The following is a 12,145-nucleotide window of genomic DNA, read 5'->3' on the forward strand; positions in this document are numbered from 1 at the left end:
GCGTGACGATTGATGCCGATGAATGTGGCGTCAGGTGCGCTGGGCAGGTCCGTGACGTTGGCGTAAGCTGGGTGTCCCAACACGGTCCGCGCGTTAGGATGGACGGGCCAAATATCTCCCTCAAAACCGATTTTTTGGGTCTGGCGGATCACCTCTGTGCACCAGGCGCCGCCGCCAATCACCGCGATGGATTTGGGATGGATCAGGCGAGAGAGGTCACGTGTCATGGCTGGCCCCGACGAAAAGGGCCGGAGTTACTATGCGCCTCGGTCGAGATGACCCAAATCGCGGTCCGGTTCGATCACGTCGCGCAGGCGCTTTTTCAGCTCTTTGGCCTCCGGAAAACCACCGTCGCGCTTGCGGTCCCAAATCACCGTGTCGTTGACAGTGACCTTGTAAGTGCCGGGCACGTCGGCTGGAGCGATTGTCACACCAGCGAGGTTGTCTTTGAAGGTGGATAGCAGCTCCTGCGCCATCCAGCCCGCGCGCAACAGCCAGTTGCAGCCCACACAATAGGTGATCGTGACGGATGGTTTCATGTGGCAGCTCCCTCAGCTTGGTGCCGAGGTTGTGCCGCAGGCGAGTGCGCAACACAACGCTTTCCATCAGGCCCCCAACGGGCGCAAAAGGTCGCGGCTGATGATGTGGCGTTGGATTTCGCTGGTGCCATCCCAGATGCGTTCTACCCGTGCGTCGCGCCAGAACCGTTCGAGTGGATAATCATCCATCAGCCCCATGCCACCGTGGATTTGAATCGCCGCGTCGGTCACGCGGGCCAGCATTTCCGAAGCGTAGAGTTTGGCGGAGGCAATCTCGCGGTTTGAAGGCAGACCACGATCAAGGCGGGCGGCTGCGGAGAGCGTTAGGAGATCGGCGGCATCAATTTCGGTGATCATATCGGCGATCTGAAAGCCAATGCCCTGGAACCTGCCAATCGGCTGGCCAAATTGCTCGCGCTGGGCAGCATAATCCAGCGCGTAGTCAAAGGCGCGGCGGGCGCGGCCAACACAGAAGGCGGCGACAGTGATGCGGGTGGCGTAGAGCCATTCGTTCATCACCGCGAAACCGCCGTCGACTTCGCCCAGGACTTGCCAGTCCGGCAGGCGGCAGTCATCAAATTCCAGCACCATGTTTTTGTAGCCGCGATGGCTCACGGATTTGTAGCCGTTACGCACGGTGAAGCCCGGCGTGTCGCGGTCCACAAGGAAGGTGGTGATGCGCTTTTTGGGGCCTTTTGGGGTTTGATCTTCGCCGGTGGCGACAAAGACAATAAAGAAGTCAGCGTGTTCGGCCCCGCTGATGAAATGCTTGTTGCCGTTGATGACCCAGTCGCCGCCATCGCGCACAGCTGCGCATTTCATGCCACGCACGTCAGAGCCTGCGCCAGGCTCGGTCATGGCCAGAGCGTCCATGCGTTCGCCGCGCACGGCGGGGAGCAGATAGCGGTCTCTCTGCTCCCCTTCGCAGGCCATGAGGATGTTTTGCGGGCGGCCAAAGAAGTGGGTGAGGGCCATGGAACCGCGCCCCAATTCGCGCTCCACCAAGGTGAAATCGAGATGATTCAGACCCGCGCCGCCAACCTCTTCGGGGAAGTTGCAGGCGTAGAAGCCAAGATCGATGACCTTTTGTTTGATTTGCTCGCCTAGGCCTTCGGGAATTTCGCCAGTGCGCTCAACCTCGGCCTCGTAAGGGTAAATCTCATTTTCCACAAAACTGCGGACGGTGGAGACAATCATCTCTTGCTCTTCGGTCAGATCAAATTGCATGGCGCGCTTCCTCACATGGCTGAAGGTAGCAGAGCGTTCTTGACCAAATAGATCATGCTGAAATAGCTTTGTGTCATGCAATTTTGGTCAAATACATCCGCTGCACCGCAGAAGATTGGGGTTTTGCTGTTTGACGGGTTTTCCAACCATTGTCTGGCAAACACCGTGGAGCCGATGCGGGCGGCCAATACGCTGTCGGGCAAGACGCTTTATGACTGGGCGTTTTTGTCTTTGGATGGCGCAGCGGTGCGCAGTTCCAGTGAACTGCCGGTGGCGCCGCATGGGCGGTTGAGTGAGTTCACGGGCGACTTGCTGGTGGTGATGCCGTCCTATGGGTTCAAGGATCATGCTGGTTGGCAGACGCAGAGCGCCCTGCGGGCGGCGGCGAAGCGGTTTGACACGGTATGTGGCATGGACACTGGCAGTTGGTTGATGGCCGAAGCAGGTCTGTTGGAGGGGCATCGCGCCACGATTCATTGGGAAGAGCTGATCGCTTTTGCCGAGCGGTTTCCGGATGTCACGGCGGAACGCGAGCGATTTGTGATCGATGGGGCGCGGGTGACCTGTTCCGGGGCCATGGCGGCGTTTGATTTGGTGATGTTTTTGATTGGACGCGACTTTGGGCAGGCGTTGGCTTTGGAAGTGGCGCAGTTGTTTATGACGCGGGACAGTGCGCGATCTCACGAGGGCGGCGCGACGCCTGCGGGTCGGATTGTGAATCGCGCTTTGGCGGTGATGCAAGACCATCTGGAAGACCCTTTGGCTTTGCCCGAAGTAGCGCGCCGTGCGGGTGTGACGCAGAAAACGCTTGCGGCGCGGATGTTGGCAGAGCTTGGGGCCAGGCCAGCGGTTGTGTATCGGCGGTTGCGGCTCAATCTGGCGCGCAAGCTGGTGGTGGACACCGATTTGAGTGTGGCTGAGGTGGCATTGCGCTGCGGTTATCAAAATCCGGCAGCCATGACGCGGGCCTTCAAAGCGGAGTTTGGTAAAACGCCACAAAGTTTGCGCGCGCCAGAGTGAGCGAGACTCTGGCGCGAGCAGATGGTTGTGTGCCGGACGGCGACTTATTGCGAAGAGTCATCCTTGTTGTGTGACAAAATCAATATTTCCAACCGCTTCAGGCGCCGTTTGGTGCGTTCGGCGTGCAAATGCGGTGCCAAGCCAACCAGCAATTGAACTGCGATAATCAAAGAGGTTGCACCGCCAATTCCGGTGCGAATGAGGTCATGAGTCTCTACTGCGACCGAAAACTGCATCGCCAAGGAGATACCAAGGATCAAAAAACCGACGTGACCAATCAACATGACCCAAAACAACCACCCGATGCGCCCCTGACGCATTAAGCGGGTCAGCCCCAAAAGGCCAAATGGTTGGCTTGCTCGCAGTAGATGCTCTTGTTGCTCGTTGCTCAGTTCTTTGATCCGGATGTCGAGATAGTCCATGTTCTGCTCCCTACAGAATGCCCTGACTGTCTGCTGGGCGTTGGTTGATCCTGCCGCGCCACACCATCGACAGGTCGTTCCGTCAGGTCAAGTCATGGAAAAATTTCAGGTCGCGTAGTTCGATCCTTCTTCGTCCAGAATCGCCTTCAACTCTGCCAGATGGCGCACGTCTTGTTCCGGGTATTGCTCCAGCTCCTGCGCGGTTTTCTCCGCAATCTCACGCGGCAGAACCCGCAATGGCTGGCCGGTTTGCAGGGCGCGGATGTAGGTCTCTGCAGCGCGTTCAAAGTAATAGAGCCTGTTGAAAGTGTCTGCGACGCTGTCGCCAATCACCAGCACGCCATGGTTGCCCATGACCATGACCTTCTTTTTGGGATCTGTGAGAAGGGCTGCGCAACGTTCCCCTTCGTCTTCAAACGCCAAGCCGCCATAGCCGTCATCCACCACAACGCGGTCGTAAAAGGTGGCGCAGTTCTGATCGATCGGTGGGAGCGTGCTGTCCGCAAGAGAGGCCAGAACTGTGGCAAAGATTGAATGCACATGCATCACGCAGCGTGCGTGCGGGCAGTGGCGATGCACGCCACCATGTAATCCCCAAGCGGTGGGATCCGGCGCATTCGGCCCGGTGAGCGTGTCTGGATTATTGGCGTCAATTTCCAGCAGGTCACTGGCTTTGATGCGGGCAAAGTGTTTCTGATTGGGATTCATCAGAAAGCGGGTGCCATCGTCATTTACCGCGAGGCTGAAATGATTGGCGACACCCTCGTGCATATTGAGGCGCGCAGTCCAGCGGAAGGCCGCAGCCATGTCGACGCGCTCTTGCCAGTGGGTGATGTTGGGGTGCAGCTCTGTGACAGTCATGGACGGCTCCTTGTTTGGCACAGCGGACCATTGTGAGTGGTCATTGGTCAAGCGCGTTTGCGACGTCGTTTCTGACTTGTGACTGGTCAGCCGGGTTCATTTTTGGTTTCAGCTTCCACCTGAAGGATATTTCGCAAAAGCTTCATCTGCGGTGAGGTTGAACATGTCTGAAACACATGTCACCGTGGGCCATGGAACAGAAGCATTTTCATTCTTGGGCAGATGTTGCCCCCCGTCTTGTCGCCGTGGCCGCGGGCCGCGAGCCTGCTGATCTCGTTATTCGCAAAGGTCAATGGGTCAACGTGCACACCCGCGAGGTGTTGGCGGATCACGATATTGCCGTAGCCGAAGGGCGGATCGCCTATGTCGGACCGGACGCCAGCCATTGCGAAGGGCCGCAGACGGAGATCATCGAGGCCAATGGGCGGTTCATGATTCCGGGCCTGTGTGACGGGCATATGCACATTGAAAGTGGCATGCTGACCCCGGCGGAGTTTGCCCGGGCGGTGATTGGCCATGGCACCACCACGATGTTCACTGATCCTCATGAGATTGCCAATGTGTTGGGGCTGGAAGGCGTGCGGATGATGCATGATGAGGCGCTGATGCAGCCGATCAATATCTTCACCCAGATGCCCAGCTGCGCACCATCTGCGCCGGGGTTGGAGACCACAGGGTTTGAAATTGGCCCGGATGATGTGAGCGAGGCCATGGGCTGGCCCGGCATCATTGGGCTTGGGGAGATGATGAATTTTCCCGGTGTGATCAATGGCAGTCAGCAGATGTTGGCGGAAATTGCTGCCACCCAAAATGCAGGCAAAACCGTGGGCGGGCACTATGCGTCGCCAGATCTTGGGAAGGATTTCCATGCCTATGCGGCGGGTGGTCCAGCAGACGATCATGAGGGCACCTGTGAAGCGGATGCGATTGCGCGGGTGCGTCAGGGCATGCGTATGATGATGCGGCTCGGCTCCGCCTGGTATGATGTGGAGACGCAGATCACGGCGATCACCGAAAAGGGATTGGATCCGCGCAACTTCATTCTGTGCACGGATGATTGTCACTCCGGCACATTGGTGAACGACGGACATATGAACCGCGTGGTGCGCCATGCGATTGACTGTGGCTGTGACCCGTTGGTGGCGCTGCAGATGGCCACAATCAACACCGCGACGCATTTTGGCTTGGAGCGGGACTTGGGCTCTATTGCGCCGGGCAGACGTGCCGATGTAATTTTGACGTCTGATCTGAAGACGTTGCCAATTGAGCAAGTGATTGCGCGCGGTAAAACCGTGGCTCTGGATGGTGAGGTGCTTGTGGATTGCCCACATCTTGAGTGGCCTGAGCATGCCCGGCAGACGGTGAATTTGGGACGTGAACGCACGGCAGAGGACTTTGAAGTGAAGGCGCCGGAGGGTGCTACGCAAGTTACCGCCAATGTGATTGGGGTGATTGAAAATCAAGCGCCAACCAAGGCGTTGACGGCTGAGTTGTCGGTCTCGGATGGCGTGGTTCAGGGTGATATAGAGACGGATGTGGCGCAGATTGCGCTGGTGGAGCGGCACCGCGCGACTGGTGATGTGGTCAACGGGTTTGTCTCCGGTTTTGGCTATAAGGGCCGGATGGCGATGGCCTCCACTGTGGCGCATGACAGCCACCATATGATTGTCGTTGGCACAGATCGCGAGATGATGGCGATGGCGGCCAATCGGCTTGGTGAAGTGGGTGGCGGTGTCACCGTGATCATAGATGGCAAAGAGCTGGCTTTGGTGGAGCTTCCAATTGCCGGATTGATGTCAGATGCCCCTGCGACGGAAGTTGCGGCTAAGGCGCAGAACATGGTGGAGGCGATGGAGGCTTGTGGTTGCACGCTGAACAACGCTTATATGCAACACTCACTTTTGGCCCTGGTGGTGATCCCGGAACTTCGGATCTCTGACCTTGGGCTGGTGGATGTGACAAAATTTGAAATGACTGACGTAATCAAGGCTGCGAAATGACTCCACAGAATATTCCCGTGCACTCCCCCGCAGTCCCCGCCCCCGAAGCTTTTACAGATGCCAAAGCCGCCGTGGCGCGTTTGGAGGAACTGTACCAGATCGCAACCACCTACCTGAGTGACCAGTTTCGCCGTGCCCTGCGCAAAGGACCGGACGGGCATCGCATTCGCGCGTATTATCCGGAGATACGCATCACAACGACCAGCTTTGCGCAGATCGATAGCCGGTTGAGCTTTGGTCACGTGGCAGAGCCCGGCGTGCATGCCACCACGGTCACGCGGCCAGACCTGTTTCGTCATTACCTCGAGCAACAGATCGGGCTCTTGTTGGAAAACCACGGCGTGCCCGTGGTTGTCGGGCCGTCAACCACGCCGATTCCGGTGCACTTTGCTGTGGCTGCGCAATCGGATATGACGGTGCCGCAAGAAGGTGCGGCGGATTTCACACTGCGTGACATTTTTGATGTGCCAGACCTGTCCACCACCAATGATGATATTGTGAATGGCACGGCGGTTGTGAATGGCGTGGCACCGCTCGCGCCGTTCTCAGCGCAGCGGGTGGATTATTCGCTGGCGCGATTGAGTCATTATACCGCCACCGATCCCGAGCATTTCCAGAACCACGTGTTGTTCACCAACTACCAGTTCTATGTGACCGAATTTGAAGCGTATGCGCGGCAGATGTTGGATGATCCAAAATCCGGCTACACCAGCTTTGTCAGCACTGGTAATGTGGAGATTACCGACGCGGAAACGCCCATTGCGCCGGTGGACAAACAGCCACAGATGCCGACCTATCACCTGAAACGTGAAGATGGCTCTGGCATCACTCTGGTGAACATTGGCGTGGGGCCGTCCAACGCCAAAACCGCAACCGATCACATTGCCGTCTTACGACCTCACGCTTGGATTATGGTCGGGCACTGTGCCGGGCTGCGAAACTCCCAAAGCCTTGGTGATTTTGTACTGGCCCACGCTTATCTGCGCGAGGATCACGTGCTGGATGATGACCTGCCGGTGTGGGTGCCAATCCCGGCGTTGGCCGAAGTGCAGACCTCGATGGAAAGTGCGGTGGCTGAGGTGACCAAGTTGTCCGGTTTTGAGTTGAAGCGTGTGATGCGGACCGGAACGGTGGCCACTATTGATAACCGAAACTGGGAATTGCGCGAACACACAGGACCAGTGCAGCGGTTGAGCCAGTCTCGGGCGATTGCGCTTGATATGGAGAGCGCCACCATCGCCGCAAACGGCTATCGATTCCGGGTGCCTTACGGGACATTGCTGTGTGTGAGTGATAAGCCGCTTCATGGCGAATTAAAGCTTCCCGGCATGGCCTCAGACTTCTATAAGACACAGGTCGCGCGGCATTTGTTAATTGGCATCCGCGCCATGGAAAGCTTGCGCGAAATGCCTCTGGAACGGCTGCATTCGCGGAAATTACGGTCATTTGACGAGACTGCCTTCCTCTGACCCTACGGAAATCTGTGGAAAACCCTTAAAAACACCGATTTTTGGCACACAATTTATTGTGTTCACCCACAACATCCCGTTAAATGCCGGGCGTGAGGCCCTACTAATCGGGCAGACTAATGGAGACCTGAAATGGCAAAACCGATGACCAAGACCCAACTCGTTGCCGCTCTGGCCGAAGAAATGGGCTCTGACAAGAAATCCGCAGGCGCAGCTCTGGAAGCCGTTTGTGCACTGATCACCCGCGAAGTTTCCGCTGGTGGCGCAGTGACCCTGCCAGGCGTTGGCAAAATCTACTGCCGTGAACGCCCTGAGCGTATGGTTCGCAACCCAGCAACTGGTGAGCAGATCAAGAAAGACGCGGACAAGGTTGTGAAAATGACCATCGCCAAAGCGCTGAAAGACAGCGTGAACGGCTGATCGCTTCGATCACTGATTACGGAAAGGGTCGCTCAATTGAGCGACCCTTTTTGTTTCTACAACTGCGCGCTGGGCGTGGAGTGGGAGATGGTGATCTCTTCATCCGACATACCTTCAGCAATGCCGTCAAACAACGGTGTTGAAAGATAGCGCTCTCCGGTGTCTGGCAGCATCACAAGGATGTTGGATCCTTCAGGTGCGGACTGAGCAACTTCAACGGCAGCCGCCAGCGTCGCCCCGGCAGAAATACCAACCAGGATGCCTTCCTCAGCAGCGAGGCGTTGGGACCATTTGATCCCGTCAGGCCCCGGCGTTTTGATCAGCTGATCGTAGCCTTTGTTGTCGAGCGCTTCCTGTAGCACCCAAGGAATGAAATCAGGGGTCCAGCCCTGGATGGGGTGTGGTTCAAACGCCGGGTGACTTTCGGTGGCCTGATTGGCGGCGTCGCGGGTGTTGGTGTAGCCGGAGTCCACCAGTGCCGCATTGGCCGGTTCGGACAAGATGATCTTGGTGTCCGGGCTTTCACGGCGCAACGCACGGGACACACCTGCAACCGTGCCGCCGGTGCCATAGCCGGTGACCCAGTAATCCAGCGAGGTGCCTGCAAAATCGCTGAGGATTTCGCGTGCCGTGGTGTTTTCGTGCATGTCGGCGTTGTCAGCGGTTTCAAACTGGCTGGCGAGGAACCAGTCGTTTTGCTCGGCCAACTCTTGTGCCTTCTTATACATGCCAAAGCCTTTTTGCGCTTTGGGGGTCAGCACAACTTTTGCCCCCAAGAAGCGCATCAGGCGGCGGCGTTCCACGGAGAACGCTTCGGACATGGTGATGACCAGCGGGTAGCCTTTGGCGGCGCAGACCATGGCAAGGCCAATCCCGGTGTTGCCAGACGTGGCCTCAACCACGGTTTGACCCGGTTTCAGGCGGCCGTCTTTTTCCGCGGCTTCAATGATGTTGAGCGCTAGGCGGTCTTTGACGGAGCCAGCTGGGTTGGCGGCCTCAAACTTCACAAACATGTTCACATGTTTGGGGGCAATTCGGTTTAGTCGGACAACAGGCGTGTCGCCGACGGTGTCCAAAATGCTGTCATAACGACGGCCGCGGCCTTGGGTTTGGCGGGGCATAAGCGCCTCCTTTACTGGGACTCTCTCCAATCAAGCTATGCGGCGTGGGGGCAGATTAGTAGGGCTGTAAATGCCGCAACCCGAAATAAGAACGGGCCGCTTGGTTGGCCAGTGTCGTGGTGACGCCGTTTTGAATTGGAGGCGTTGCGGCAAACAAAAAAGGCCGCAGCACGGGGCTGCGGCCAATCTTGTTCGCAGTGGTCAGAGTTACATGTTGTTCTTTTTGTACTCTTCCATCAGCGCTTTGGCTTCGTCGATCATCGCCTGACCGTCGAGGCCACGTTTGTCCATGTCGGCAATCCATGTGCTGTAGATCGGTTGAACAACCTCAGCCCATTTGGCAGCGTCTTCGGCGGACACAGTCACAATGTTGTTGCCACGGGCCACAGCCAGATCACGGGCGGGTGCGTCCATATCTTGCATCACGCCACCGGCGAATACGGAGAATTCGACACCGGAGTTTTTGTCCATCACGGCTTTCAGATCGTCTGGCATGGACTCGTAACGGTCCTTGTTCATCGCCAGAACAAAGGTCAGCGTGTACAGCGCGTTGCCTTCAAACTCGGTGTGGTTGCCCACCAGCTCTGGCACTTTCAGCGCTGCAGTGACTTCCCACGGAATGGTGGTGCCATCGATTACCCCTTTGGACAGGGCTTCTGGGACCGCTGGCACTGGCATGCCAATTGGCGAGGCGCCGGTCAGTTTCAGCAGCTCGTTCACCAAACGAGAGCCGCCGCGAATTTTCATGCCCTTTAAGTCATCCGGGGAGGACACCGCAGCATTGGTGTGGAACATGCCCGGACCGTGCACCCAAGTGCCGAAGATCTTCAGGTTCTGGAACTCGGTGTCTTTCATGTGGGCGTCAAACATCTTGGCGTAGGCATAAGAGCCCGCGCGTGCGTCTTCGACCATAAAGGGCAGTTCAAACACTTCGGTGGAGGGGTAGCGACCTGGTGTATAGCCCACGACTGTCCAGACGATGTCGGCGACGCCGTCGATGGCTTGGTCCATCAGCTCTGGTGGTTTACCACCCAGAGCCATGGCAGCGTAGCGCTCGATCTTGATGCGGCCTTCGCTGTCTTTCTCGATGGCATCTGCCCAGACGTCCAGAATCAGCTTTGGTACATTGGCCTGCGGTGGCAGGAACTGGTGCATGCGTAGGGTAACGTCTTGGGCCAGAGCGGCGGTGGCCGTGAGCGCCATTGCGGCACCGGCGGCCAGTAGTTTGGAAATAGGTTTGCGCAGGGTCATGTTGGTCCTCCCAATAGTCTTTTCTCCCGATTGGGGAGAGTGTTGTTGAAGCAAGACGTTCTGCCAAGGGGAATTTGACCAGTTGGACATGTTTCTTTGTTTTGTAGGGGTAATCCTGCCCAAAACGCTTGGGACAAAATGACATTTTGACGGGGAGGTGTGTGGACAATTTGCGCCAATTCGGGGGGCTGCGTTAGGGTGATCTGGGAAAGTGACACCACCCTCTTGCTTCAGCGGTGAAATGGCACAATGACATTAGATAGACTTACCACATCAATGGTAAGCATCGGCCGCCGGGAGGGCTGGCCGCAAGGAGGGGCACCAGAGCGGTTGCATGAATGAATTACTGGCAGGCTTGCTGGAAGCGGGCCGATTGATCGTCACATTTGACGCGGACCTGATCGAGATTTCGTTGCGCTCGTTGCAGGTGACACTGACGGCGGTGGCCATTGCTTCGGGTATTGGCTTACCACTGGGGTGTTGGCTGGCTGTGCGCCGGTTTCGGTATCGGCGGTTTGTGATCGCGACGCTCAATGCGTTGATGGGTTTGCCACCGGTTGTGGTGGGTTTGATCGTCTATTTGATGTTGTCGCGGGCGGGGCCGTTTGGCGTGTTTGGACTGTTGTTCACACCGACCGCGATGATCATTGCCCAGGTGATCATTCTGACACCTTTGATTGCCTCAATTGCCCATCAGGCCATTCGCGAGTTATGGGCGCAGTACCATGACCTGCTGATCTCCATGAACACCACCCGATGGCAGCGTATATTGACCTTGTTGTGGGACGGGCGTCGCGCACTTATGACCGCGTCTTTGGCAGGGTTTGGGCGCGGAATTGGTGAGGTGGGCGCGATTATGATTGTGGGCGGAAACATCGACAATGCCACGCGTGTGTTGACCACTGCTATTTCTTTGGAAACCGGCAAGGGCAACTTCTCCCTCGCCTTGGCCTTGGGCTTTGTGCTGATTGGATTGGCGGTGGTGGTGAACTTGTTGATCCACACCTTGTCGCGCACGGAGGTGAGTGGCCGATGGTGAACGAAATCCTGCCTCTGAGCGTAAAAGATGCTGTTGTGCGGCGGCGTGGCAAGACGTTGCTTGGACCGGTGACCACCACGGTGAGCGAGACTGGTCTGTCGATTGTTATGGGTCCGAATGGCGCGGGCAAAACCACGCTTCTGCGTTTGCTACATGGCATGGAACGCATGGCTCCAGGCGGGACTATTGACTGGCAAATCCCAGAAGAAGAAGCGCGGGCGCGACAGGCGTTTGTGTTTCAAGCACCAATCATGATGCGACGCACGGCGCTTGATAATGTCGCCTATCCCTTGGTGACGCATGGCGTCTCCAAGAGTGACGCCCGACAGCGTGCGAGCGAATGGCTGGAGCGTGTCGGCTTGTCTGACAGCGCTCAAAAACAGGCAACTGTGCTGTCTGGCGGCGAGCGGCAGAAGCTTGCCTTGGCACGGGCGTTGATCCGCAAGCCTGAGATTTTGTTCCTTGATGAACCTTGTGCCAACCTGGATGGCCGGGCGACGCGGGAATTTGAAACGCTGCTTATGCAGGCGTTCAAAGACGGGACACGCGTGGTGATGTCCACGCACGACATTGGTCAGGCACGGCGGCTGGCGGAGGATGTTTGGTTCATCCACCACGGTCACATTCTGGAGCAGACACCTGCGGAAGAATTTTTTGCCTCACCCAAAACAAGTGAAGCGCGCGCATTTCTTAATGGAGACATAGTCGAATGAAGTTTGGTACAACGCTTGCCGCGGTGGCCTTGGTATTGAGTGGCGCCATGGCAACGGCAGACA

At 57.2% G+C, this 12,145-nt stretch carries 13 protein-coding genes; 6 read left to right on the plus strand and 7 right to left on the minus strand.

What is annotated here, in order from left to right; translation table 11 throughout:
- The 3 genes from QZ517_RS17810 to QZ517_RS17820 form a co-directional block, all read right to left on the minus strand.
- On the minus strand, positions 1-227 hold a 227-nt coding region (locus QZ517_RS17810; protein ID WP_294229608.1), incomplete at its 3' end, for a CoA-binding protein.
- Between the two features lie 30 nt (positions 228-257).
- Positions 258-539 (minus strand): SelT/SelW/SelH family protein, encoded by a 282-nt coding sequence (locus QZ517_RS17815; RefSeq protein ID WP_294229611.1) that lies wholly within the window; start codon positions 537-539, stop codon positions 258-260.
- Positions 540-605: 66 nt separating this feature from the next.
- Positions 606-1,766, minus strand: a complete 1,161-nt coding sequence (locus QZ517_RS17820; RefSeq protein WP_294229614.1) for an acyl-CoA dehydrogenase family protein — start codon at positions 1,764-1,766, stop codon at positions 606-608.
- Between the two features lie 75 nt (positions 1,767-1,841).
- Between QZ517_RS17820 and QZ517_RS17825 the strand changes: the two genes are divergently transcribed.
- Positions 1,842-2,786 carry a GlxA family transcriptional regulator gene (locus tag QZ517_RS17825; protein WP_294229617.1) on the plus strand — a complete coding sequence of 315 codons (945 nt, stop codon included), beginning with the start codon at positions 1,842-1,844 and terminating at the stop codon, positions 2,784-2,786.
- A gap of 44 nt (positions 2,787-2,830) precedes the next feature.
- On the opposite strand, the gene QZ517_RS17830 is transcribed toward QZ517_RS17825, so the two are convergent.
- Both QZ517_RS17830 and QZ517_RS17835 read right to left on the minus strand, forming a co-directional pair.
- Complete coding sequence (locus QZ517_RS17830) at positions 2,831-3,208, minus strand: DUF6768 family protein (RefSeq protein WP_294229620.1); 378 nt, start codon at positions 3,206-3,208, stop codon at positions 2,831-2,833.
- 105 nt (positions 3,209-3,313) lie between these two features.
- Positions 3,314-4,069 carry a class II aldolase and adducin N-terminal domain-containing protein gene (locus QZ517_RS17835; RefSeq protein WP_294229622.1) on the minus strand — a complete coding sequence of 252 codons (756 nt, stop codon included), beginning with the start codon at positions 4,067-4,069 and terminating at the stop codon, positions 3,314-3,316.
- A gap of 191 nt (positions 4,070-4,260) precedes the next feature.
- Between QZ517_RS17835 and ade the strand changes: the two genes are divergently transcribed.
- The 3 genes from ade to QZ517_RS17850 all read left to right on the plus strand — a co-directional run bounded on the left by ade (position 4,261) and on the right by QZ517_RS17850 (position 7,958).
- Positions 4,261-6,069 (plus strand): adenine deaminase, encoded by a 1,809-nt coding sequence (gene ade / locus QZ517_RS17840; RefSeq protein ID WP_294229627.1) that lies wholly within the window; start codon positions 4,261-4,263, stop codon positions 6,067-6,069.
- The gene (locus QZ517_RS17845; RefSeq protein ID WP_294229630.1) at positions 6,066-7,538 is read left to right on the plus strand and encodes an AMP nucleosidase; all 1,473 of its coding nucleotides are present in this window, start codon (positions 6,066-6,068) and stop codon (positions 7,536-7,538) included. Before ade ends, QZ517_RS17845 begins: the two co-directional genes overlap by 4 nt.
- A gap of 132 nt (positions 7,539-7,670) precedes the next feature.
- Positions 7,671-7,958, plus strand: a complete 288-nt coding sequence (locus tag QZ517_RS17850) for an HU family DNA-binding protein (RefSeq protein ID WP_132861006.1) — start codon at positions 7,671-7,673, stop codon at positions 7,956-7,958.
- A 56-nt stretch (positions 7,959-8,014) separates the two neighbouring features.
- Here QZ517_RS17850 and QZ517_RS17855 read toward each other — a convergent pair whose 3' ends face one another.
- On the minus strand, positions 8,015-9,079 hold the full coding sequence (locus QZ517_RS17855; protein ID WP_294229637.1) for a pyridoxal-phosphate dependent enzyme: 1,065 nt from the start codon (positions 9,077-9,079) through the stop codon (positions 8,015-8,017).
- A 207-nt stretch (positions 9,080-9,286) separates the two neighbouring features.
- Positions 9,287-10,330, minus strand: coding sequence for a TRAP transporter substrate-binding protein (locus QZ517_RS17860; protein WP_294229640.1), 1,044 nt, complete (start codon positions 10,328-10,330; stop codon positions 9,287-9,289).
- 334 nt (positions 10,331-10,664) lie between these two features.
- On the opposite strand from QZ517_RS17860, the gene QZ517_RS17865 reads away from it, so the two are divergent.
- Together QZ517_RS17865 and QZ517_RS17870 are read left to right on the plus strand one after the other, a co-directional pair.
- On the plus strand, positions 10,665-11,369 hold the full coding sequence (locus QZ517_RS17865; RefSeq protein WP_294229643.1) for an ABC transporter permease: 705 nt from the start codon (positions 10,665-10,667) through the stop codon (positions 11,367-11,369).
- Entirely contained in the window at positions 11,363-12,082 is a 720-nt protein-coding gene (locus QZ517_RS17870; protein ID WP_294229646.1) for an ATP-binding cassette domain-containing protein, read from the plus strand. The genes QZ517_RS17865 and QZ517_RS17870 overlap by 7 nt, the downstream gene beginning before the upstream one ends.
- Positions 12,083-12,145: the final 63 nt, after the last annotated feature.

Origin of the sequence: uncultured Shimia sp., from assembly GCF_913054185.1 — a bacterium.
Lineage (GTDB): Bacteria > Pseudomonadota > Alphaproteobacteria > Rhodobacterales > Rhodobacteraceae > Shimia.

Excerpts from the sequence above, each read along its gene's own strand:
- QZ517_RS17815 (WP_294229611.1), bottom strand. The coding sequence starts at position 539 with ATGAAACCATCCGTCACGATCACCTATTGTGTGGGCTGCAACTGGCTG.
- QZ517_RS17820 (WP_294229614.1), bottom strand. The coding sequence starts at position 1,766 with ATGCAATTTGATCTGACCGAAGAGCAAGAGATGATTGTCTCCACCGTC.
- QZ517_RS17825 (WP_294229617.1), top strand. The coding sequence starts at position 1,842 with ATGCAATTTTGGTCAAATACATCCGCTGCACCGCAGAAGATTGGGGTT.
- QZ517_RS17830 (WP_294229620.1), bottom strand. The coding sequence starts at position 3,208 with ATGGACTATCTCGACATCCGGATCAAAGAACTGAGCAACGAGCAACAA.
- QZ517_RS17835 (WP_294229622.1), bottom strand. The coding sequence starts at position 4,069 with ATGACTGTCACAGAGCTGCACCCCAACATCACCCACTGGCAAGAGCGC.
- ade (WP_294229627.1), top strand. The coding sequence starts at position 4,261 with ATGGAACAGAAGCATTTTCATTCTTGGGCAGATGTTGCCCCCCGTCTT.
- QZ517_RS17845 (WP_294229630.1), top strand. The coding sequence starts at position 6,066 with ATGACTCCACAGAATATTCCCGTGCACTCCCCCGCAGTCCCCGCCCCC.
- QZ517_RS17850 (WP_132861006.1), top strand. The coding sequence starts at position 7,671 with ATGGCAAAACCGATGACCAAGACCCAACTCGTTGCCGCTCTGGCCGAA.
- QZ517_RS17855 (WP_294229637.1), bottom strand. The coding sequence starts at position 9,079 with ATGCCCCGCCAAACCCAAGGCCGCGGCCGTCGTTATGACAGCATTTTG.
- QZ517_RS17860 (WP_294229640.1), bottom strand. The coding sequence starts at position 10,330 with ATGACCCTGCGCAAACCTATTTCCAAACTACTGGCCGCCGGTGCCGCA.
- QZ517_RS17865 (WP_294229643.1), top strand. The coding sequence starts at position 10,665 with ATGAATGAATTACTGGCAGGCTTGCTGGAAGCGGGCCGATTGATCGTC.
- QZ517_RS17870 (WP_294229646.1), top strand. The coding sequence starts at position 11,363 with ATGGTGAACGAAATCCTGCCTCTGAGCGTAAAAGATGCTGTTGTGCGG.